General features: G+C 40.2%; 17 protein-coding genes and 1 pseudogene. 7 read left to right on the top strand and 11 right to left on the bottom strand.

The window, feature by feature from the left end:
* Positions 1-624 precede the first annotated feature (624 nt).
* From PWQ49_RS04575 to PWQ49_RS04550, 6 genes are all read right to left on the bottom strand, one after another.
* On the bottom strand, positions 625-1,425 hold the full coding sequence (locus tag PWQ49_RS04575; RefSeq protein WP_300608453.1) for a flippase: 801 nt from the start codon (positions 1,423-1,425) through the stop codon (positions 625-627).
* The gene (locus PWQ49_RS04570) at positions 1,368-1,943 is read right to left on the bottom strand and encodes an oligosaccharide flippase family protein (RefSeq protein ID WP_300608451.1); all 576 of its coding nucleotides are present in this window, start codon (positions 1,941-1,943) and stop codon (positions 1,368-1,370) included. Before PWQ49_RS04570 ends, PWQ49_RS04575 begins: the two co-directional genes overlap by 58 nt.
* Positions 1,944-2,023: 80 nt before the next feature.
* Positions 2,024-3,070: a GDP-mannose 4,6-dehydratase gene (gmd, locus tag PWQ49_RS04565; RefSeq protein ID WP_300608449.1), complete on the bottom strand. Its 1,047-nt coding sequence runs from the start codon at positions 3,068-3,070 to the stop codon at positions 2,024-2,026.
* A 73-nt stretch (positions 3,071-3,143) separates the two neighbouring features.
* Positions 3,144-4,109 (bottom strand): NAD-dependent epimerase/dehydratase family protein, encoded by a 966-nt coding sequence (locus tag PWQ49_RS04560; RefSeq protein ID WP_300608446.1) that lies wholly within the window; start codon positions 4,107-4,109, stop codon positions 3,144-3,146.
* A 55-nt stretch (positions 4,110-4,164) separates the two neighbouring features.
* Positions 4,165-5,532 carry a mannose-1-phosphate guanylyltransferase/mannose-6-phosphate isomerase gene (locus PWQ49_RS04555; protein WP_300608443.1) on the bottom strand — a complete coding sequence of 456 codons (1,368 nt, stop codon included), beginning with the start codon at positions 5,530-5,532 and terminating at the stop codon, positions 4,165-4,167.
* A gap of 146 nt (positions 5,533-5,678) precedes the next feature.
* Positions 5,679-7,154: a flippase gene (locus PWQ49_RS04550; protein WP_300608441.1), complete on the bottom strand. Its 1,476-nt coding sequence runs from the start codon at positions 7,152-7,154 to the stop codon at positions 5,679-5,681.
* 201 nt (positions 7,155-7,355) lie between these two features.
* Here PWQ49_RS04550 and PWQ49_RS04545 point away from each other — a divergent pair.
* Positions 7,356-7,457, top strand: a pseudogene (locus tag PWQ49_RS04545) (IS5/IS1182 family transposase); the annotation flags it as partial.
* Between the two features lie 18 nt (positions 7,458-7,475).
* Here the strand turns inward: PWQ49_RS04545 and PWQ49_RS04540 are convergent.
* Positions 7,476-8,066 carry a sugar phosphate nucleotidyltransferase gene (locus tag PWQ49_RS04540; protein WP_363321805.1) on the bottom strand — a complete coding sequence of 197 codons (591 nt, stop codon included), beginning with the start codon at positions 8,064-8,066 and terminating at the stop codon, positions 7,476-7,478.
* A gap of 192 nt (positions 8,067-8,258) precedes the next feature.
* Between PWQ49_RS04540 and PWQ49_RS04535 the strand changes: the two genes are divergently transcribed.
* From PWQ49_RS04535 to PWQ49_RS04520, 4 genes are all read left to right on the top strand, one after another.
* On the top strand, positions 8,259-9,425 hold the full coding sequence (locus PWQ49_RS04535) for a Xaa-Pro peptidase family protein (RefSeq protein ID WP_300608438.1): 1,167 nt from the start codon (positions 8,259-8,261) through the stop codon (positions 9,423-9,425).
* 31 nt (positions 9,426-9,456) lie between these two features.
* A complete protein-coding gene (gene map / locus PWQ49_RS04530; RefSeq protein WP_300608436.1) occupies positions 9,457-10,347 on the top strand; it encodes a type II methionyl aminopeptidase in 891 nt (296 codons plus the stop codon).
* A gap of 112 nt (positions 10,348-10,459) precedes the next feature.
* The gene (locus PWQ49_RS04525) at positions 10,460-10,747 is read left to right on the top strand and encodes a DUF1805 domain-containing protein (protein WP_300608434.1); all 288 of its coding nucleotides are present in this window, start codon (positions 10,460-10,462) and stop codon (positions 10,745-10,747) included.
* A gap of 19 nt (positions 10,748-10,766) precedes the next feature.
* On the top strand, positions 10,767-11,801 hold the full coding sequence (locus PWQ49_RS04520) for a TRM11 family methyltransferase (protein ID WP_300608431.1): 1,035 nt from the start codon (positions 10,767-10,769) through the stop codon (positions 11,799-11,801).
* A 1-nt stretch (position 11,802) separates the two neighbouring features.
* Here PWQ49_RS04520 and truA read toward each other — a convergent pair whose 3' ends face one another.
* Positions 11,803-12,627, bottom strand: a complete 825-nt coding sequence (gene truA, locus PWQ49_RS04515; RefSeq protein WP_300608428.1) for a tRNA pseudouridine(38-40) synthase TruA — start codon at positions 12,625-12,627, stop codon at positions 11,803-11,805.
* A 6-nt stretch (positions 12,628-12,633) separates the two neighbouring features.
* Positions 12,634-13,407 carry a winged helix-turn-helix domain-containing protein gene (locus PWQ49_RS04510; protein ID WP_300608426.1) on the bottom strand — a complete coding sequence of 258 codons (774 nt, stop codon included), beginning with the start codon at positions 13,405-13,407 and terminating at the stop codon, positions 12,634-12,636.
* A gap of 135 nt (positions 13,408-13,542) precedes the next feature.
* On the opposite strand from PWQ49_RS04510, the gene PWQ49_RS04505 reads away from it, so the two are divergent.
* Both PWQ49_RS04505 and PWQ49_RS04500 read left to right on the top strand, forming a co-directional pair.
* The gene (locus tag PWQ49_RS04505; RefSeq protein ID WP_300608424.1) at positions 13,543-14,610 is read left to right on the top strand and encodes a formate--phosphoribosylaminoimidazolecarboxamide ligase; all 1,068 of its coding nucleotides are present in this window, start codon (positions 13,543-13,545) and stop codon (positions 14,608-14,610) included.
* Between the two features lie 533 nt (positions 14,611-15,143).
* Complete coding sequence (locus PWQ49_RS04500; protein WP_300608422.1) at positions 15,144-16,853, top strand: PAS domain-containing sensor histidine kinase; 1,710 nt, start codon at positions 15,144-15,146, stop codon at positions 16,851-16,853.
* Between the two features lie 206 nt (positions 16,854-17,059).
* Here the strand turns inward: PWQ49_RS04500 and dnaG are convergent, their stop codons facing one another.
* Positions 17,060-18,370: a DNA primase DnaG gene (gene dnaG, locus PWQ49_RS04495; protein WP_300608419.1), complete on the bottom strand. Its 1,311-nt coding sequence runs from the start codon at positions 18,368-18,370 to the stop codon at positions 17,060-17,062.
* A 541-nt stretch (positions 18,371-18,911) separates the two neighbouring features.
* Positions 18,912-19,541, bottom strand: coding sequence for an RNA 2'-phosphotransferase (locus PWQ49_RS04490; protein ID WP_300608416.1), 630 nt, complete (start codon positions 19,539-19,541; stop codon positions 18,912-18,914).
* Positions 19,542-19,662 lie beyond the last annotated feature (121 nt).

Raw genomic sequence — 19,662 nt, 5'->3', positions numbered from 1 at the left:
TAGATTCAATAACCAAGAGAAATACAAAATGATTTTCATTAGAATTTAAAATTAAGTAACTTTTTAATTCTTTACATAAATAATAAAGGCGATGGTAAAAATAATTGATGATATAAATTTAAGATCCTTTTTAAATTGATGGACACTAAAATACAATATAAGACATTCTCTCATATCTAAAAAACAATGTTGATTTTTATTATAAAGATATAGGAATATTAACAATAAGAAATCATAACGATAACTTTGAATACATATTTAATACGCAAAACTCATGCGATGCGATTCCGAGGATGTTGGAATTAGATAATCAAATAAAAAATTCAAATCCTGTGTTTGACGTTGGGCCAAATAATTTATTTCGAAATCGTAAAATCGGATTGTAGCTTTTGAAATATCTGAAGTACCATTGAAAAGCATAGGTAGAGATGGGGGAGAACTATATGATTTCTTTAATCGTGTAAATTACAATATTTTTACACAGATGGCACTATATTTGATAAACAAAACTTTAAAGGCATTTATCATTTAGACTTGATTGCAAAACCGAGAGGGCTAAAGAAAGAAAGTGAAAGAACTCCAATATACTCTTAAAATTGCTTCTGTAAGTTTAACATACTAAAATCAATGCATACGCAATCTCAGAAATTTCAACATATCTTTTAATATAGTAATGAAAAAGATTGATTTCAGGAGCATGATAACAGAAATTCTTGTTTCTTTAATGCATAATGGTGCCAATATAACAGAAGTAAATTGTGAGATTAAAGTTGCAAAAGCTGCACCATTAATTCCATATAACGGAATAAGATATAAATTTAAGACAATGTTGCAAATGCTACCCGCAGAAGTATATATCAGAGTATATTTTTGTAAATTTTCTGTTAAGATCCATTTTCCTCTAGCTACTCCTAAAAATACAAACAATCCCGCCCAAATATGAATTGAAAGAACTGTTCCTGCACCAAAATAATCTTGGCCATAAAGGAGATCTATAACAAAATCAGATAAAAATGTAGTTGGAAAAATAATAGCGAGAGCAATTATATACAAAAAGTCGTACAATTTTTGCAACCTTTCATAATATAATTCTTCTGATATTTTTTTGGATTCGATTATTGCAGGGAATAACGAACTGCTTATCATTACTGGAACAAAATACCATGCTTCACTCAAGTTCACAGCAGAAGCATATATACCAACAGCCTGGCTGTCTAGCATTTCTTTGATCATGACTTGGTCAATTTTCATATATAAACTAACAACAATACCTGAAAAGATCAGTGGCCATGAATTTTTGAGCAATAATTTTGCCAAGCCAAAATCAAATTTCCAAGAAAAAACGGATAGATCTTTTAAGTTATAAATCAAGAAAAACCAGAAGCTAAAACAATACTTTCCAATAAAACAAGGAAGGCAAACCATAGCAGGGGAGCTCCAATATTAATAAAATACAGTTTTAATATTGATATACCCATAATTGACCAGAACTTTACCTGTACTGAAAATTTTGATTGCACTCTTGCCTGAAAATAAAAATCCACTACATTCATAGATTGAAATAAAGTTCCGGCAGCAATGATAAATATGAGAAGATTTGTAAAAGAATCATTTGAAGTAAATTGGACACCTATTGCCAGTATTACCAAAACTAGCAATGCACCTAAAATCTTGAGATAAAAAGCAGTTCCGAGGAGCAAATCTCTTTTAGTTTTATCTTTGACCAATTCTCTGATCACAATCTGATCAAGGCCAAGGGTCGCAAGAGCTGAAAAAAGAGCTACAAAACTAATTGAATATCTAAGCAAACCATATTGATCAGGACCCAGATAACGTGCAACATAAACACCGACAAAAAGTGCAACTACAAGCCTCACAATATGTTCAAAAAAAAGCCAAGAAGTATTGAAAAAATACTTTTTGAAGACTTCAGAATGAAACATCATGCTCCCTTTTCAAAGATATTTATACAAAAATAAAATGCATTAATATGATGCGTTTGGGATTTGTTCCAAGTAAGTAATTATTCATGTAGTATGGTTTTCTTCATATCCCCTTCAACCATTATCCGAACTAATTCTTGCAGCCCAACATTAGCCTCCCATCCCAGCTTCTCCTTGGCTTTCGTAGGATCCCCAATCAATATATCCACCTCAGTTGGCCTGTAATATCTTGGATCGATTTCAATCAGAACTTTTCCAGTCTCACTATTCACACCAACCTCATCCACACCTTCACCTTTCCACTCAATCTCAATACCAACTTCCCTGAATGCAAGTTCCACAAATTCCCTGACAGAATGAGTCTCTCCTGTGGCAATTACATAATCATCCGGCTCATCCTGCTGAAGCATTAACCACATGGCTTCTACATAATCCCCTGCAAATCCCCAGTCTCTCTTTGCATCAAGATTTCCAAGGTAAAGTTTGTCCTGAAGACCTTTTTTAATACTTGCAACTGCCATTGTGATCTTTCGTGTGACAAATGTCTCACCGCGGATCGGTGATTCATGGTTGAAGAGAATACCATTACATGCGAACATATCATAGGCTTCGCGGTAATTCACAGTTATCCAGTATGCATATAGCTTCGCTGCTGCGTAAGGGCTCCTTGGGTAAAACGGGGTTGTTTCCTTCTGAGGTATCTCCTGAACCAACCCATAAAGTTCACTTGTTGAGGCCTGATAGAACTTTGTTTTCTTTTCCAGACCTAGTATCCGTATAGCTTCCAGCAAACGAAGAGTTCCAAGTGCATCTGAGTTTGCAGTATATTCCGGAGTTTCGAACGAAACCTGCACATGGCTCTGGGCAGCGAGGTTGTAAATCTCATCAGGTTGTGTTTCCTGTATTATCCTGATAAGGTTTGTAGAATCAGTCAGATCACCATAATGCATGAAGAAATTCACATTTCTCTCATGTGGATCTTTATAGAGGTGATCGATACGTGCGGTATTAAAGGAAGAAGACCTTCTTTTTATTCCGTGTACAATATATCCCTTGTTTAATAGAAACTCAGCAAGATATGCACCATCCTGACCTGTAACACCGGTGATCAACGCTGTTTTTGTCATTTTATTACACCTACAATACTGTAATTTCAAATATTTCAAATTGGTAGTAGCTTGACAATTTCTTGAAGAAAGGTTATATTTGATTTATCAAACAATGTGCTGTTTCTCTAACACTTCTCTTAGACGAGTAAACAGGATTCCATCCAAGCTTTTTCAACTTATCAATCCCAAGCAGCATTCGTGGAACATCGCCTTTCCAACCACGATTGCCACCAGTGTATGTAAACTGAACGTTCTTAAGTCCCATTTCTTCAACCACAACCTTACCTATTTCGGTTGCATTGATTATATCTTCAGAACCGACATTAAAGATATTAACAGCTTCGTTGCTTTTATCTACAGCAAACATTATCGCTTTAACACATTCTTCGACATGAAGATATGATTTTGATTGCTTTCCGTCACCAAGGATCTCAAGTTGCTCTGGATCATCTCTGAGCTTCTTGATGAAATCAACAATTATTCCATGTGTACTTCGATCACCTACGATGTTTGCAAACCTGAATATCCAGGACTTCATGTCAAATGTATGTGAATAGGACATAATAAGAGCTTCACATGCAAGTTTGGATGCCCCATACAATGAGATCGGTACAAGCGGACCATAATCTTCAGGAGTAGGGATAATTTCAGCTTCTCCATAAACAGTGGATGTGGAAGTGAATGCAATATTTGAAACATTGTTCTTTCGCATTGCTTCAAGCAGATTGTAGGTTGCTGTGATGTTCTGGTCAAAATGTACTCTTGTATCCACAGCACCAAGTTTTACATCGGGATTTGCAGCTACATGGTATACAAGATCAACACTTTCGCATGCCTTATTGATATCTTCAGTGTTAAGCAGGTCCCCTTTTATGAGTTTAAATTTGGATTTACCCACATGGTGTTCTATAAATTCCATGTTCCCTGAACTGAAGTTATCGAACACAATCACCTCATTTACTGTTTCCATCAACCTGTCTACAATATGGCTTCCAATAAAACCTGCACCGCCTGTGACAAGTATCTTTTTCACCCTATTTTCAGTTTTTGCGTTCATGACAATCATTGAAATATGTGTAATTTTCAATTACCCAGAAAGGGGCTTTTCACTATTATTCTCTCCCATATTCATCATCAAAGCGAACAATATCATCTTCATCCACACGTTCCCCGAGCTGGACCTCAATTATCTCCAGAGGAATTTTTCCCGGATTTGAAAGACGGTGCTTCATACCTGCTTTTATGAAAGTGCTTTCACCCTGTCGCAGGAAAAAACGCTCCTTCTCCACCTGCACACAAGCCATTCCGGTCACCACCACCCAGTGCTCACTCCTGTGGTGATGCAATTGTAAACTCAGGCTCTTTCCAGGAAGGACTATGATATTTTTGATCTTATGGGTCGGGGAACTTTCCATCACAGTATATGTTCCCCATGGACGATAAACGGTCTGATGAAGAACTGCACGCTCATCTTTTTGTTCTTTGAGTCGCTGCACAACTTCCCGAATCTTGCCGCTGCTTTTCCTGGGACAAACAAGCAGGGCATCAGGCGTGTCCACCACCACAGTGTCTTCAATATCTACCAGACAAACAAGCTTGTCAGGTCTGGAGTGAACGAGGTTACCTGAAGAATTTATTAGTATCCCTTCAGTCTCATCCACAACGTTTGCATTTGCATCCTTGACAAATTCCTCGTAAAGTGCATCAAAGTTGCCGAGATCATTCCACTTATGATCCAGCCGCACAACCGCTACTCGATCAGATTTTTCCATAATACCATAATCAATGGAAATATCTGGAGTTTTAGAGTAAATTTCATTTATATCATCTGAAGACTCAAAGGCTTCAAATACCTCTGGTGAATGACGCCTAAGTTCTTCGAAGAACAGTTCACTATTCATCAAAAACATTCCACTATTCCAGAGACAACCCTCCTTGATATATTGTTGAGCCTTTTCAAGATCGGGTTTTTCCCTGAACTCAGAAACTCTATGTCCCATCCCAAGTGATTCTGCCGGTTTAATGTATCCGTATCCCGTCTGTGGAGACACCGGTACAATTCCAAATGTGACCAGATGATCGGATGCCAGTTCCCCTGCTTTTGCAATGGTTGCCATGGCCTTTCCATCAAGTACATGGTCCGAGGAAAATACGCCAACATTTGATCTCCCAAATTTCTTTTCGATCTCACGCATTCCAAAACATATTGCAGGTAAGGTATTCTTTCCTTCTGGTTCAAGTAGCAAATTTTCAGCAGGGAAGTCATATCCCAGTTCCTCAATCTGACCCAGAACAAAGAATTTCTGGGCTTCATTGGTCACCACAAAGATCTCTGTGATATCGGATACTTCCAGACACCTTGATACTGTATCCTGAAACAGGGAAGTTTCTTTCAATTTCAAAAACTGCTTGGGATATTTTTCTCGGCTCAATGGCCATAGACGTGTACCAGAACCACCGGCAAGGATAATGGACTTCATTTTTTTGGTTTCCTTAATCTAAGTCTTTTATCAATTGAGTACGGATGGTATATTGTTTAAATTATTATATATGAATCGCTTGGAAAGCCATTTTAATTCTTTTTATAAATTTGCATAAAATTTCCTTAATTTTGTGAAATTTAAGATCACAACAAAGGCGGCCATGTAATCCCCATCTTCAAAGCCACATCCCTGAACTCATCATAGATGGTCCGGTCGGTCCTGAGGATCACGATTATGTAGATCATGGCACCAATGGCAACAGGGATCAGGGTCAGCCATATACTGGACAACGGTACCAGAAAGCGATAGACTCCAACAAATACCAGCATCAATATGGTTGCCTTGGAGATGCTGATCAGGCTATTCCTCTCCAATCTGACCCGAATTCTGCGTGATAAAAATCTCCAGGCCAGGAATGCATTCATTCCCATGGTAATGAGGGTGGCAATTGCTGCACCTTCGATTCCCATCAGGGGAATCAGAATAAAGTTCAGGATCAGATTGGCAACGGTTGCAGACCCGGTAGCCTGGAAAGATTCCTTTTGCCTGTCCAGTGCACCTAGGTACATGGTCAGGAAATACTGGAACACATTGATTATCTGGGTGAAGAAGAGTATTATCAGGACATAGTATCCAGTGGCAAAACCTGCACCATAGAAGAAATACAGCAACCTGTCCCCAATCACAGCTCCACCTGCAAACAGGGGCACAGCAAGGACCAGAGAGAAGGTGAAGGCTTTGGAAAGTGACGTTTCAACCGATCTCATATCTCCACTCTTGCCCCACCTGCTGACCTTTGGCCATAGGGTGGTGCGTATGGCAACCGTGGCAATGGTTGCCAGAGAGGTGAACTGGAAAACCACCTGGTAGATGCCCACCTCCGAGTTACTCAGGAAATATCCGATCATTATACTGTCCGCATGGGAATAGAGCACCACTCCAGCAGAGGTCAGGAACAGCCAGAAGGAAAAGGATGAAAGACTTTTGATGTGTCTCCATTCAAAATCGACCAATTTTAAGTCGAAGAACCGAAGTTTTAGCAGTGCACCTATCAGCAGTCCGGCAATAAATCCACCGACCAGCCCCGCCACACCGAATCCCAGAAAAATTGCCAGTACCTGGATAATTATTCTGGACACATTGGTGATGAAATTTCCGGCAGCCTGTATACCCATCTTTCCCCGGCCGGCAATCCCGCTGGAAATGGACCCATTCAGAAAGGAGATCACCAGGGCCAGCAGGAGCCATTCAAACACTCCTGAACGGTCAAAATCCACAAAATCGGGGCGCATGACTATCATTCCCAGTATGATCAGGACGGTGAGTGCGAACCTGAGAAGGAAATACGCGGTGAAATATTCATCCTGCTCCTCTCCCTCACTGATCCGCTTGATGGCGGCACCACCTAACCCACCATCTGTCACCAGGTTGATGATCCCGAAATAGGCGATGAAAAGAAAATAGGCACCAAGTACACTGGATCCAACGGTATGGGCAAAGTACATGGTACTCAGGAAACCGATAAAAGTGAATGCGATCTGGCTTACAAAGGTGGCTATGCTCTGCCTCTTCACCTCCCCTACTGACATGATACGCGAGAATATCTTATCAAGGAACATGGCCGAGTGAACTATAGCATATCTGTTTAAAAACTTATAGGAAAATTGGCTCTGTAGAAATCCTCTTCTCTAACCCCAACTGAGTCACTACATTTTTTATAAGAAGACGTCACCCTGTGACTTTTTGCCAACAAAACCACAATAATATAACTGTACTTGTTCCAGAGATTGAAAATCTGGAACTCCCATTAAATCTCTGATTTAATGGCAAAAAGAAAATATGAGGAGAATTTGCGAGCAAGGAAGTATAGAAATCAGGTAAAAGAAGTGAAATTAAAAGTGATATTGCACAACCTTAACTGATTTGTCAAGATTGTGTTTTTAGTTTAAGGGAGGATTTCTACAAAGCTCAAATTTATTCAATTCTTCAAAAAACAGATCCGTATCAAATACAAATATCCCACTGATCCACAGGAATCCGGATTGTACATATCCATAGCCAGTATTCGGAGAAGTCGGAGTAATACCAAATGTTATCAAGTAATCCTGTGCAAGACTTGCGGATTCTTCGATTGTTTTCATTGCTTCGGCATCCAGGATGTGATCTGCTGCAAAAATACCCACCGTGCTCCTGCCATGAATCTTTTCAATGACCTTCATCCCATAGCAGATTGCAGGAAGCGTGTTCTTACCTTCTGGTTCAATCAACAGATTTGATTCAGGAAGATCATATCCAAGTTCCTGAATTTGCCCTTTCACAAGAAATTTCTGGGACTTGCTGGTAACCACAAAAATATCGGATTCTTCTGAAATCTTAAGGCATCTTAAAAAAGTATCCTGAAAAAGCGATGTATTCCCGAATTTCAGGAACTGCTTTGGATATTGCTGTCTGCTTAAAGGCCACAATCTTGTGCCCGATCCTCCTGCAAGTATGATCGATTTTATACCTTCAACTCCCTGTGATATTATCAAAGATTACCTTATCAAAGATTACCTGTCTCATATAAACCACAACTAATATTAAACATTTGGATTTGGACAGGCATCTCCTTAAGAAACATTTTAGTTCATATTACCCCAACCCCCTATTAGCCGATTTGTATACGATACTTCCGACTTCTGATCCTGCTAAACTTATGTACCAGCAGAACAAAAACAAATTACATGCCTCATATTGACAAAACCACAAACATTCTTGATACCCTTTTAAGAGAAAAGGCGGATGCATATTTAATAATCGGCAATTCCAATGATGCAGACCTCTATTTTACCACTGAGTTCCTGGCTTTTGATCAGTTCTCCTACATACAGACAAAGCAGACAAAGGAAATATTGCTTGTTTCCAGTATGGAACTCGGAAGAGCCAGAAACGAGTCCCGGATTGCAAATATTCTGACGCTGGAAGATTGCAATTTTCGCGAGAGAATGAAAGAAACAGGTGACTCTGCACGCACATATGCAGAATGTTTAGGTCAGGTTCTCCAGAAAGAAGGAGTGAGGACGGTTTGTGTACCCTATGATTTCCCATACTATACTGCACAGGTTCTCAAGGAAAACGGCTTCTCGGTCACCACTACAAAAAGTCCCTTCGAAAGAATAAGGGCTGTTAAAGCAAAAGAAGAAGTTTCATTGATTCGCGGGGTACAGAAAGCCTGTGAAAAAGCCATGGAAACTGCCATTGAAACAATCCGGAATGCCGAAGTAAGGGATGATGTCCTCTACAGCGGCGACAAAATCCTGACATCTGAAACTGTGAGATATATAATTGAAAAGACACTGCTAGAACATGGTTGTGAGGCAGACAGTACTATTGTTGCGTGTGGAAAAGGATCTTCGAATCCTCATTGGGCAGGAGAGGGTGCACTGCTATTAAATGAACCCATTGTCATTGATATTTTCCCTCGACACAAAATACACAGATACTATGCTGACATGACACGCACTGTTTTGAAAGGTGAAGCGAGTGAAAAACTTGCCGATATGTACGAAGCAGTAAAAGCTGCCCAGGAAGCTGCCTTTAAAATACTAAAAGATGGAGTGCTGGCAAGTGAGGTTCATTCTGCGGTTTGTGATGAGTTCAAAACCCGCGGATATGATGTAGGTACTACAAAAGGATTCATGCATTCCACAGGCCACGGCGTAGGACTCGAAATTCATGAATTGCCTGCTGTCAGCAACATGGACATGGCACTTGAAACCGGGAATGTCATTACAATCGAACCTGGCCTTTATTACCCCGGCATTGGAGGGGTCAGACTTGAAGATATGGTTGTTATAACAGAAACCGGATACGAAAACCTCACACGTTTTCCAAAGCAATTTGTAGTATAACATCTTTCTTAATGTCTGCAGGTGTTGAATAATGGCAGACAAAGTTCAGGAAGTAGAAGAGATTCTCGCTAATTACCTGACCGCAGGAGAGATACTTTCAACGGTAAGAGAAGAAGCAAAAGAGAAAATCAAAGTAGGTGCACGTCTGCTTGACGTTGCAGAGTTTGTCGAGCAAAGGACCATCGAGTTAGGCGGAAAACCAGCCTTCCCATGCAACATTTCACGCAACGATGAAGCAGCCCACGCCACACCCCGGACAGGTGATGAAGACGTTTTCGGGAAAGACATGGTGAAACTGGATCTCGGAGTTCATGTGGATGGTTATATCGCCGATTCTGCTGTTACAGTTGATCTTTCAGGAAATCCGGATCTTGTGAAAGCTTCAGAAGAAGCACTTGCTACAGCTATTGATATCATAAAGGCAGGAGTAAACACTGCTGAAATTGGTGAAGTAATTGAAGAAACGATCCGCGGGTACGGATTCAAGCCGATTGCCAACCTTACCGGACACGGGGTTGCACGTTATCTTGCACATACACCTCCAAGCATTCCCAACAGACATATGGGACATGGAGTTGAACTGGAACCGGGTCAGATTATAGCAATAGAACCTTTTGCAACAGACGGCGCCGGCAAAGTTTCCGATGGAACACTTACGGAAATATTCCAGGTGGTCCAGAACAAACCAATACGTATGCCTGCTGCTCGAAAACTTATGAAGGAATTACAGGAGTACAAAACTCTTCCGTTTGCAAAACGCTGGCTCACTTCACCTAAACTGGACCTCTCACTTATGCAACTTGAAAGAACAGGCTTAATAACATCCTTCCCGGTTCTCAAGGAAGTGAGAGGAGGACTTGTCTCCCAGTCCGAACACACTGTGATAGTCACAGAAGATGGCTGTGAGGTAACTACTATCTGACAAACAGAGAGAGTAGTCTTGGAGTGGTTGCAATACATTTTCTCATATTCATTTAGCCCAAAACACCCCGGTACTGTATAATTAAAGTACAAAATCAGGAAAGGTGAAGCAAATGATCATCGAACAAATCAGGATTGGAAATAAAACCGCAGTTGGTCTCCAGTGGGAAATGGGAAATGCATCCCTGCTTATCATCAAAGCGGATAAAGGCTTTGTTATGTGTGGCTATCTGAATATCGAAACCGCCAACAAACTTGGGGATGTTGCAGCCGTTGTAAGCGGAGTCAGTACCTTTGACGATGTTCTGAAAGCACCGCTAAAAGCGGTAAGTGAAAATGCACAAAAACTCGGAATTAAAGAAGGGATTACCGGAAAAGAAGCCCTCGAATTGATGTACTAAAAAGCTACTAAACAGTTGCATGCTTTACGCTTTTGAACTTTCAGGCGATCACGAAGAAATCGCTGCAGCCGAAGTATTTGCCTGTCTGGAAACCGAAGGGATCCATCCAAAAGCCCACATGCAGTTTGATCACTGCATTGTAGCAGACATTCCCGGGGAAGAGTCAGACATAGAAGCCTCCCTCAAAGCGGTTGCCCACAGGATTGCCATGTGTCACAACATACTGAAAGTTATAGCAATAACTAAAAACAACCCTGAATCCATACGTAAAGCAGCAGAAGACAGCAACATTTCAACTCATATTAATCCGGGTCAAACTTTTGTAGTCAGAGCCCGAAGAGTAAAACACAATACCGATATCAATTGCGCCCAGCTGGAAGGTCGTGTTGGCGGAGCCATCTTCAGGAAGGGATTCCATGCAGACCTAAAAAATCCGGATGTTACTTTCAGGATTGTAATGAGTGAAAAAGCCATATTTGGTTCAATAATAGCCTCTGTAGACAGGAAAGCCTTCCATGATCGTGCCCCCCACAAGAAACCGTTCTTTTATCCGGGCGTTCTGATGCCTATCATGGGAAGGGCAATTGTGAATCTGACCTGTGTAAAAAAAGGCATGAAATTACTTGATCCTTTCTGCGGAACTGCCGGTATACTTACAGAAGCAGGACTGCTGGGAGTTAAGGTGGTTGGTATTGAAGTGCGCTACAACATAATCCAAGGTGCAAAACTCAACCTTGAATGGTTCAAATCAGATTTTTCACTGGTGCAAGGTGATGCCTCCAACCTCCCTTTTGCGGATAATTCATTTGATGCTATTGTTACAGACCCACCCTACGGAAGATCAGCAATGATAAAGGCAGAATCCCTGGAAAAATTATACCATGAATCATTCCGGGAAATGTTCAGGGTACTCAAAAAAGGGAGAAAAGCTGTAATTGTTTCTGAAATCCCGGCCAACGAAATTGCAGAGGATGCAGGTTTTACCGTTCTTTCGCAATACCAGCAAAGAGTACACCGAAGCCTTACCCGCAATATCATTGTGCTCCAAAAATGAATTAATCCAGTTCCTGATGCTCCTTTGGGAAAAATTGTTTCATTACTTCTGCCATTACCATATGATACCGGAGATATTCCTGAACTTTCTCACTTGAACGTTTGATAGCGTATCCGTCAGATATCCATTCAACTGAGTCACCGTAATTGACATCCATGAGGATAAGTCCATACGGAAATGAGGGTTTCAGCCCTTCTTCATAAACTTCCGGCTGCAACATTTGCTTCAGCCATTCCATATCTCGCTCACCACTACCCACTAGCATCATGGCAGTAACCATCTTCCGAACCATCTTCCATAGGAAACTGTTGGCTTCAACATCAATTTTCAGGAGATTGTCAGTTAGCCTGACGTCTATTTTTTTAATTGTTCTTGTGGTACACTTTCCTTCCTCATGTACACAGAAATTTGCAAAATCATGCGTGCCAAGCAAAATTTGTGAAGCGGATCTGATAAGGGAAATGTCATGATCTTCAACAGGTACAATGTAACGATATGTCCTTGATCTCGCATATCGGCGCGGATGGAAATCTGCTGGGACCTCCGCATGTGCCCATGCCCAAATATCCTTAGGAAGCTTTGAATTAATGACTCTGGGAATAGCAAGATTTGACCGCTCAGTATCAAAGGCTATTACCTGCCCGATGGCATTTACGCCGGCATCCGTCCGACCTGCACTGGAAAAATTGGCAGAGCTCGGATCTTCAATAATCTCAAGAGCCTCAAGCGCCTCAAAGATTTTTCCTTCTATTGTAGGAACATCCGGCTGAACCTGAAACCCGTGATAAGCAGAACCAATGTAGGCAATTTTGAGAGCAACTCTCATGTGCATTCACTTCTGCCCATCTACACGCTTTTTCTTCTTATATATTTCCCATACTGCAAGAATTGTCAATACAGACAGGCAACCTGCCAAAAACCAGATACTGACATGGGAAAACAAATCCGGAGCTAATTGAAAACCGGTGTCTGTAATCGAATCAGTCGCTTGAATTGAAGAGATATTGTCATCAATTGCCTTAGACGCTTCAAACATTCTTTCAGCAGGTGAATCCATGGTCACATTATAACCGGATGCATCAGACATGGAGGCAACCATATTACCACTTTCATTTGCCATAAAAGTCATTTCAGGCAATGGCTCCTCCATTGCCCGCATTTCCGATGTCACAGGAGGTTTGCTGTAAAAGCCCTCTAGTGACTCAATCCCAGCTGCCGCAAAGATAGCACCTGCTGCAAGAGCAAGGTATTTCTTTAGCATATCGAGAACACTGGACTTGTCCGGGCAATTGGTACCCGGCATGACAACAATCATTTTCTGGACAGGCTCGTAGATTTTGATTTCACGTCCCTTCCGGCTCCACCGCGTATTCCTGATCTGTATGAGATCTGCATCTATCAGGCTGTCGAGATGATACTTGATAGTTGTCAGTGGCAGGTCGAGGGAGTCAGCAATCGATGTTGCAGACATGGGTTCCTGCGCCAGCAATTCCAGGATTTTCAGTGCCTTTTCATTTGAAAGGGTCTGGGTAATATGGCGCGATTCTTCGCTGAGGGGAAGAATCAATACTTTTTTTGTATTGTCTTCCTGCCGATCCTGTTCCATGAAAGAAAATAGTTTCAGGAAATAATAAACATACCGTAATGTTCGAATTTATTCGAAGTCTTAGTTTTCACTTTTTGCTATCCGTAAACTTAAATAGCAGATTAAACAATTTGTTATAACTTTTGAGGCACTATCATGATTACAAAGCGGCAAATAGCTGATATTCTTACTTCGTACAATACCGATGAGCTTTCTATTGCAACGGTCTGTTCACACTCTAGCCTCCAGATTTTTGACGGAGCACGCAAGGAAGGTTTCAAAACCATCGGGATTTGCATTGGGAAACCTCCGCGGTTCTACGACGCTTTCCCAAAAGCAAAACCTGATGAGTTTATTGTCGTTGACAACTACGAAGAGATAATTGATATTGCCCCACTGTTGCAGGAGAAAAACGCAATTGTAATCCCCCATGGTTCCTTTGTTGAATATATGGGTGCTGACAGATTCCTTGAATTTGCTGTGCCCACCTTTGGAAACCGTGCGGTTCTGGATTGGGAATCAGACCGTGTAAAGGAGAGGGAATGGCTCGAAAGTGCGGGTATCCATATGCCTCGCCTTGTTGAGCCTGAGGATATCAATGGTCCTGTTATGGTGAAATATCATGGTGCCAAGGGAGGAAGAGGATTCTTTGTTGCAAAGAATTACGAGGAATTTCTTGCTAATATTGATAGGAGTCAGAAGTACACCATACAGGAATTTATTGTTGGAACCCGCTATTATCTTCACTATTTTTACTCTCCGCTCAAAACCGAAGGGTACAAGCTGAGCAAAGGTACTCTTGAAATGCTTAGCATGGACAGGAGGGTGGAATCCAATGCAGACGAAATTTTCCGCCTTGGCTCTCCAAAAGAACTTGAAGAAGCAGGTGTTTATCCCACATATGTTGTAACAGGAAACGTCCCGCTGGTAGCAAGGGAATCCTTGCTGCCCAAGATATTTGCTCTCGGGGAAATGGTAGTCGAAGAATCACTTTCCAGATTTGGAGGCATGATTGGTCCATTCTGTCTTGAAACCGTTTTTACCGACCAGCTGGAAATCAAGGTTTTTGAGATTTCTGCACGTATCGTTGCCGGTACCAATATTTACACAAACGGGTCCCCATACTCGGATCTGATTGAAGAGAATCTGTCAACGGGTCGCAGGATTGCGCAGGAAATCAAAATGGGAGCAAAACTCAATAAGCTTGAAGAAATAGTCTCCTGAAAAACAATTCCAAAAGGAGTGGTTGAGGAATACTGATAACTGGGGATGAGTTTTGGAGGATCAGTACTAAAATCACAGGGGGATTTGGGAGGGGGTACTAATATCGTATTCCTCAACTGGAGCCCATGAATGGCAGTATCCTATATATAGTTTGCTCAGAAAATTAATATAATATGCTTTTGAGCTCTTTTCCTGAAAGGAGAAGATTTAGATAGATTGACCAGTTTTTCTTGAAATTTAATTACTAAAATAAACATTTGCCGGATAAAGGATTAAGTTATATATAGCTACGCAGAAATGTCTATTGTACTATGCATTCCAAAAAAAGTGATTCTGTGCAGAATTTTCTTGATTAGAACATATTTGATCTATGGGAAGATCGTATTGCAATAATATCTCCTGATGGAATCATACAGTATACAAATAAAAGCTGGAAGCAGTTTGCTGAAGATAATGGTCTGGATCCAAAGCAATTTTGTGAAGGAGCAAATTATCTTAAGTTATGTGACGAATCAGCTGATGATAATTCAGCTGTGAGTCCTGCTGTAGCAAAAGGGCTAAGAGAGGTAATAAATGGAACTACAAATGTGTTTCAAATTGAATATCCTTACTGCAGCTCTGATAAAAAACACTGGTTTTTGCTGAAAATAAGACCACTTTCAAAAACTTATCCGACAAGTGTTCTTTTGAAGCAAGTAGATATAACTTATCGAATAGAAACACAAGAGACAATAAAAGAGAATGAAGAGAAATATTGCGCTCTTTATTATAATGCTCCTTTGCCTTACCAGATATTAGATGAAAACGGCTGTTTTATCGATGTAAATTCAACCTGGTTAAAAGAGCTTGGTTTTGCAAAAGAAGAAGTTATTGGTAAATGTATTACAGATTTTCTGCATCCTGAATGTAAACCACATATTGAGAAGACATTATGTGAGCTTAAGAAGAAGGAGAAAATGAATGATGTCCAACTTAAAATCAGAAAAAAAGATGGACATTACTTGGATGCTTTATTTGACTTTATTATCACACATCATCAACAAAATTGTTCCAAAACTATTTATTCCCTCTTTAAGGATATTACTAAACTGAAGCAACTTGAACAAAATTTGGCTTTATCTGAAAAGCGTATTTTTAGTATTTTCGAAAATATGCACCTTATCGGGATTATTCTAGATAAAAAGGGGAATATTTTATACTGCAATGATTTCTTCCTCGATCTGGTTGGCTGGAAGCGGGAAGAGATTATTGGTAAAAACTATTTTGATATATTCATACCTCCGGAGATTAGCTCTGATCTTAAGAACCTATTATTCAAAATATTTAATGAAAAAGAATATCCGAAGTATAATGAAAATGAAATAGTTACAAAAAACGGTACACGTAGACTTATTGCATGGGATAATATACCTTTTAGAGATAATAATGGCATGATAGAGACTATTGCCAGCATGGGGAAAGACATAACTGATAGAAAGCGTATAGAGAAAAATATATATGATGCAAAAATTGCTGCTGAAGAAGCAAATCAGGCTAAATCGATGTTCCTTGCCAATATGAGTCATGAATTGCGCACACCACTCAATTCAATTATTGGATTTTCCCAGGTGTTGAAAGAGAAGGCTTTTGGTGATTTGAATGAAAAACAGGAACGCTACGTGTCTAATATATTAAATAGTGGTAAGCATTTGCTCAATATTATCAATGATATTCTTGATTTAGCAAAAGTTGAATCAAATGATTTTGAATTATCCCCTGAAAAAATCAGTTTGCCTGAATGTTGCAATGAAATTAAAACATTGATGCAGCCTCTTGCAAACAAAAAATCTATTAATCTCAAAACCAACTTGGAAACTGAAGATAGAGAAATATATGCTGACAAGACAAAAATAAAACAGATTATGTATAATCTTGTCAACAATGCAATTAAGTTTACACCTGAATACGGTACCGTAGAAATCAATGTTAAACAGATTAATAACAAACTTCAAGTGTCTGTATCTGATACTGGTATTGGAATCTCTAAAAAGGATCAAGAAATGATTTTTGAACCCTTCAAACAAGTTGAATCAGCATCTAACCGCAAATATGAGGGAACCGGATTAGGGCTTGCGCTTGTTAAAAAGTATGTCGAGATGCATGGAGGAGAAGTCTGGGTTGAAAGCAAACCCGGAAAAGGCAGTACCTTCTCATTTACCATACCTACAGATGTATCTGTTTCATGTTATGCTGGAAAAAAATAAGAATGAGTTAGGAAACAGATTCAACAAGAGATGGGCAATCTTTAGAAGCTTTACTTTATGTATTTATCTTTATTTGATTTTAATTGTGTTCTCCTCTACCTTAACATCCATGGATATAAATCAGTATGAAAAGAACAAAAAATAGAGGTTTTCTTCATAGAATTATTCCGAAGAACCAATATAAAGACTAAAAAAGACAAGGAGATTCATGCTCCTTGTGCCGTATAAACTTTTACAGAAGTTGGATTCTTTACTATATTACCCCTTTTCACTCCAACAAGGTTTTCGATTCCCTTGCTTGAAGCAATATCAAGAATCCTCTGGGTAATTACACCGTCAAATACCACACTTTTAATCTTATCCTCGGAATTCTTAAGTGTATTAACAAGATCCCGGACAGAAGTCTCACTTATTACCTTATCTTTATCATCCAAAAGCCTAGCGGAAAGTGTTCCGGTAAGTTCTTCAGAATGTTGATTAAAGCGACTTGCCTCCGGAGGATAAGATCTTCGTGACTGAGATCTTCTCTCGGGTCTGTGGCGTGATTCTTTTCTCTCTATTGGTTCAGCCAGTTTTATCAGTTTTGATGTCTGGCGGGCAACTTCAGGCTTAGCCCTTTCCTTGCGTTTAGGGACACGAGTTATCCTGCTTTTTTTGGCTACAGGAGTTGCACTTTTGGCACTACCTTCAATGGAATAAGCATCAATTACCTGTTCAACAGGAACTTTTTGCCTGAGCGCCCTCACAATTTCACGCTGGACCAGATCTTCAACGCTCTTACCATCAGGTGCACGAGCGACATAATCGATGTCTGCAACCTGCATAAGTTCCTTGATGATGAGCTTGCCTCCCCTGTCACCATCGGTAAATGCGGTTACTGTTTTCTTCTTTGTGAGTTCCGCAACTTCTGGAGGAACATTTGTACCACCCACACAGATGGTGTTCTTAATACCATATCTCAGAAGGTTCAGGACATCGGCACGGCCTTCCACAACAATAATTGCATCGGAGTCCAATACATTCGGGCCACAGGGAATCTTGTTTTTCCCATAATACTCCATTTCCTCAATTCGAACAGACTGCCTGACTTCCTCCGCAATTTCCTGTGATTCCGGGAGGTTTTCATCAAACATTTCAGTTAGAATTATTTTTGCCCTATCAACGATTTGCTTCCTTTTAGTAGCACGGACATCTTCTATCTGGCTTACCTCGATCTTTGCGGTACATGGACCTACCCTGTCGATGGTCTCAAGTGAAGCAGCCAGAATAGATGTCTCGATCCTGTCAAGGCTTGAAGGAATGTGGATATTTCCTTTTGTTTTTCCGCCTTTTGTATTGACAATAACTTCAATGCGTCCAATTCGACCTGTTTTCTGCAAATCCCTCAGATCCAGATCAGATCCCAGAAGACCTTCAGTCTGACCGAAAATCGCACCTACTATATCAGGACGTTCAATAACCCCGTCAGCATTAAGTTTGCAATGGATAATGTATTTTGTTGTATCACTGCTTTGCATGATAAGTTCTCCTTTTTACCAGACAAAATAATAGAATCAAAATTAGGCAAAAGAAGCAAAAAATATCCTAACGGTTTTTCATACCCCCTGAACTCAGCCTCAATGCCTCTCTCCAAGAGACATTTGGCAAATCTCCTCTGGTTACAGGAGCCCTAGAAGTTTACAAATAAACTTGATTACACCCAACTTTTGTTGGGTGATCTATTTGCAACATATTCTGTTTTGTTACAGCACATGCAAGTTAAGATTGTAAATTGGAATTACACATTCTATGAGGCAATGAAACCTGAAATTCTGCTTCTTTATGATTATTGGCTACCTTCTGATAACCAACGATGATGATTCTAATTATTTATGTCGGATTTTAGCCCATTGGATCTATAGCAAAAACCCAATGGGTATCATGATGATATGTATAAATAGTCATTATTTGACTAGCTAACATCTAATTATCGTTAGGGTTTAAGAACTTTGTGGTACCTCCTAAAGATAATTAACTATGTAGTGCCTCGTAAATGCAGGGGAATTTAATTCTCTTGCATTAATTGTCTTCCCCGGCAATGGAAATAAACTCCGGTGGAACGTAATCTGTAAGAGCTATATCCTCATTAGCACTAATGAAATCAATTCCTGCTTCAGAAGCTTCCAGTGCATTCACCTGTAAAACCACCGGGTTATCTGTATGAACAGAAGCAGCCTCATTTGCCCTTTGCTTTGAAGTGCTCAAATGTACATAAGTCTGCCTGATTGGAGAAATACCCTGATCCAGAAGCATTTCAACCTCTTCCTGGCTAACACCGTAATACAAAAATTCGGCATCGCAGGGAGGATAATCTAGATCTACGTCCACTGAGTGACCATATCGTGCCCTTATGTATCTGCCGTTAATCTCATACCTATTCTTAGTATCAGATTCCACAAGACCAATCAGACGATCTTCACTACTCCATGGGTAACGTTTTTTCATGACGCCACAAAACCTGTCAAGATCAACCCAACCCTGTAAATCCATCTGGAGTCCCAGATCATCAGGAAAATGGCGTAGAGCGCCAGAAACAAAACGACCAAGTTTTTGCTCCCTTACATCATCCAATAAGAAACGCCCCTTTTCACCACATTCCGGGCAATTTCCCCCCCGGAAATAACCATGTTCTTGACAACTGCGAATCATGCTAACACTGAGAGTCCTTATACTTAATTACCTTATCGGAAAACTCTTGGTCCTTGATCTTCAATCTCTCGTTAACTTTATCACCTTCTCTACAAAACTTCTCCCCTAAAAAGCCCGATTA

Source organism: Methanohalophilus sp., assembly GCF_030156785.1.
Taxonomy (GTDB): domain Archaea; phylum Halobacteriota; class Methanosarcinia; order Methanosarcinales; family Methanosarcinaceae; genus Methanohalophilus.
The sequence above is the reverse complement of the archived record's forward strand: the minus strand, read 5'-3'. Positions and strand labels throughout refer to the sequence as shown.

Excerpts from the sequence above, each read along its gene's own strand:
- PWQ49_RS04575 (WP_300608453.1), bottom strand. The coding sequence starts at position 1,425 with ATGGTTTGCCTTCCTTGTTTTATTGGAAAGTATTGTTTTAGCTTCTGG.
- PWQ49_RS04570 (WP_300608451.1), bottom strand. The coding sequence starts at position 1,943 with ATGTTTCATTCTGAAGTCTTCAAAAAGTATTTTTTCAATACTTCTTGG.
- gmd (WP_300608449.1), bottom strand. The coding sequence starts at position 3,070 with ATGACAAAAACAGCGTTGATCACCGGTGTTACAGGTCAGGATGGTGCA.
- PWQ49_RS04560 (WP_300608446.1), bottom strand. The coding sequence starts at position 4,109 with ATGAACGCAAAAACTGAAAATAGGGTGAAAAAGATACTTGTCACAGGC.
- PWQ49_RS04555 (WP_300608443.1), bottom strand. The coding sequence starts at position 5,532 with ATGAAGTCCATTATCCTTGCCGGTGGTTCTGGTACACGTCTATGGCCA.
- PWQ49_RS04550 (WP_300608441.1), bottom strand. The coding sequence starts at position 7,154 with ATGTTCCTTGATAAGATATTCTCGCGTATCATGTCAGTAGGGGAGGTG.
- PWQ49_RS04535 (WP_300608438.1), top strand. The coding sequence starts at position 8,259 with ATGCCTCATATTGACAAAACCACAAACATTCTTGATACCCTTTTAAGA.
- map (WP_300608436.1), top strand. The coding sequence starts at position 9,457 with ATGGCAGACAAAGTTCAGGAAGTAGAAGAGATTCTCGCTAATTACCTG.
- PWQ49_RS04525 (WP_300608434.1), top strand. The coding sequence starts at position 10,460 with ATGATCATCGAACAAATCAGGATTGGAAATAAAACCGCAGTTGGTCTC.
- PWQ49_RS04520 (WP_300608431.1), top strand. The coding sequence starts at position 10,767 with ATGCTTTACGCTTTTGAACTTTCAGGCGATCACGAAGAAATCGCTGCA.
- truA (WP_300608428.1), bottom strand. The coding sequence starts at position 12,627 with ATGAGAGTTGCTCTCAAAATTGCCTACATTGGTTCTGCTTATCACGGG.
- PWQ49_RS04510 (WP_300608426.1), bottom strand. The coding sequence starts at position 13,407 with ATGGAACAGGATCGGCAGGAAGACAATACAAAAAAAGTATTGATTCTT.
- PWQ49_RS04505 (WP_300608424.1), top strand. The coding sequence starts at position 13,543 with ATGATTACAAAGCGGCAAATAGCTGATATTCTTACTTCGTACAATACC.
- dnaG (WP_300608419.1), bottom strand. The coding sequence starts at position 18,370 with ATGCAAAGCAGTGATACAACAAAATACATTATCCATTGCAAACTTAAT.
- PWQ49_RS04490 (WP_300608416.1), bottom strand. The coding sequence starts at position 19,541 with ATGATTCGCAGTTGTCAAGAACATGGTTATTTCCGGGGGGGAAATTGC.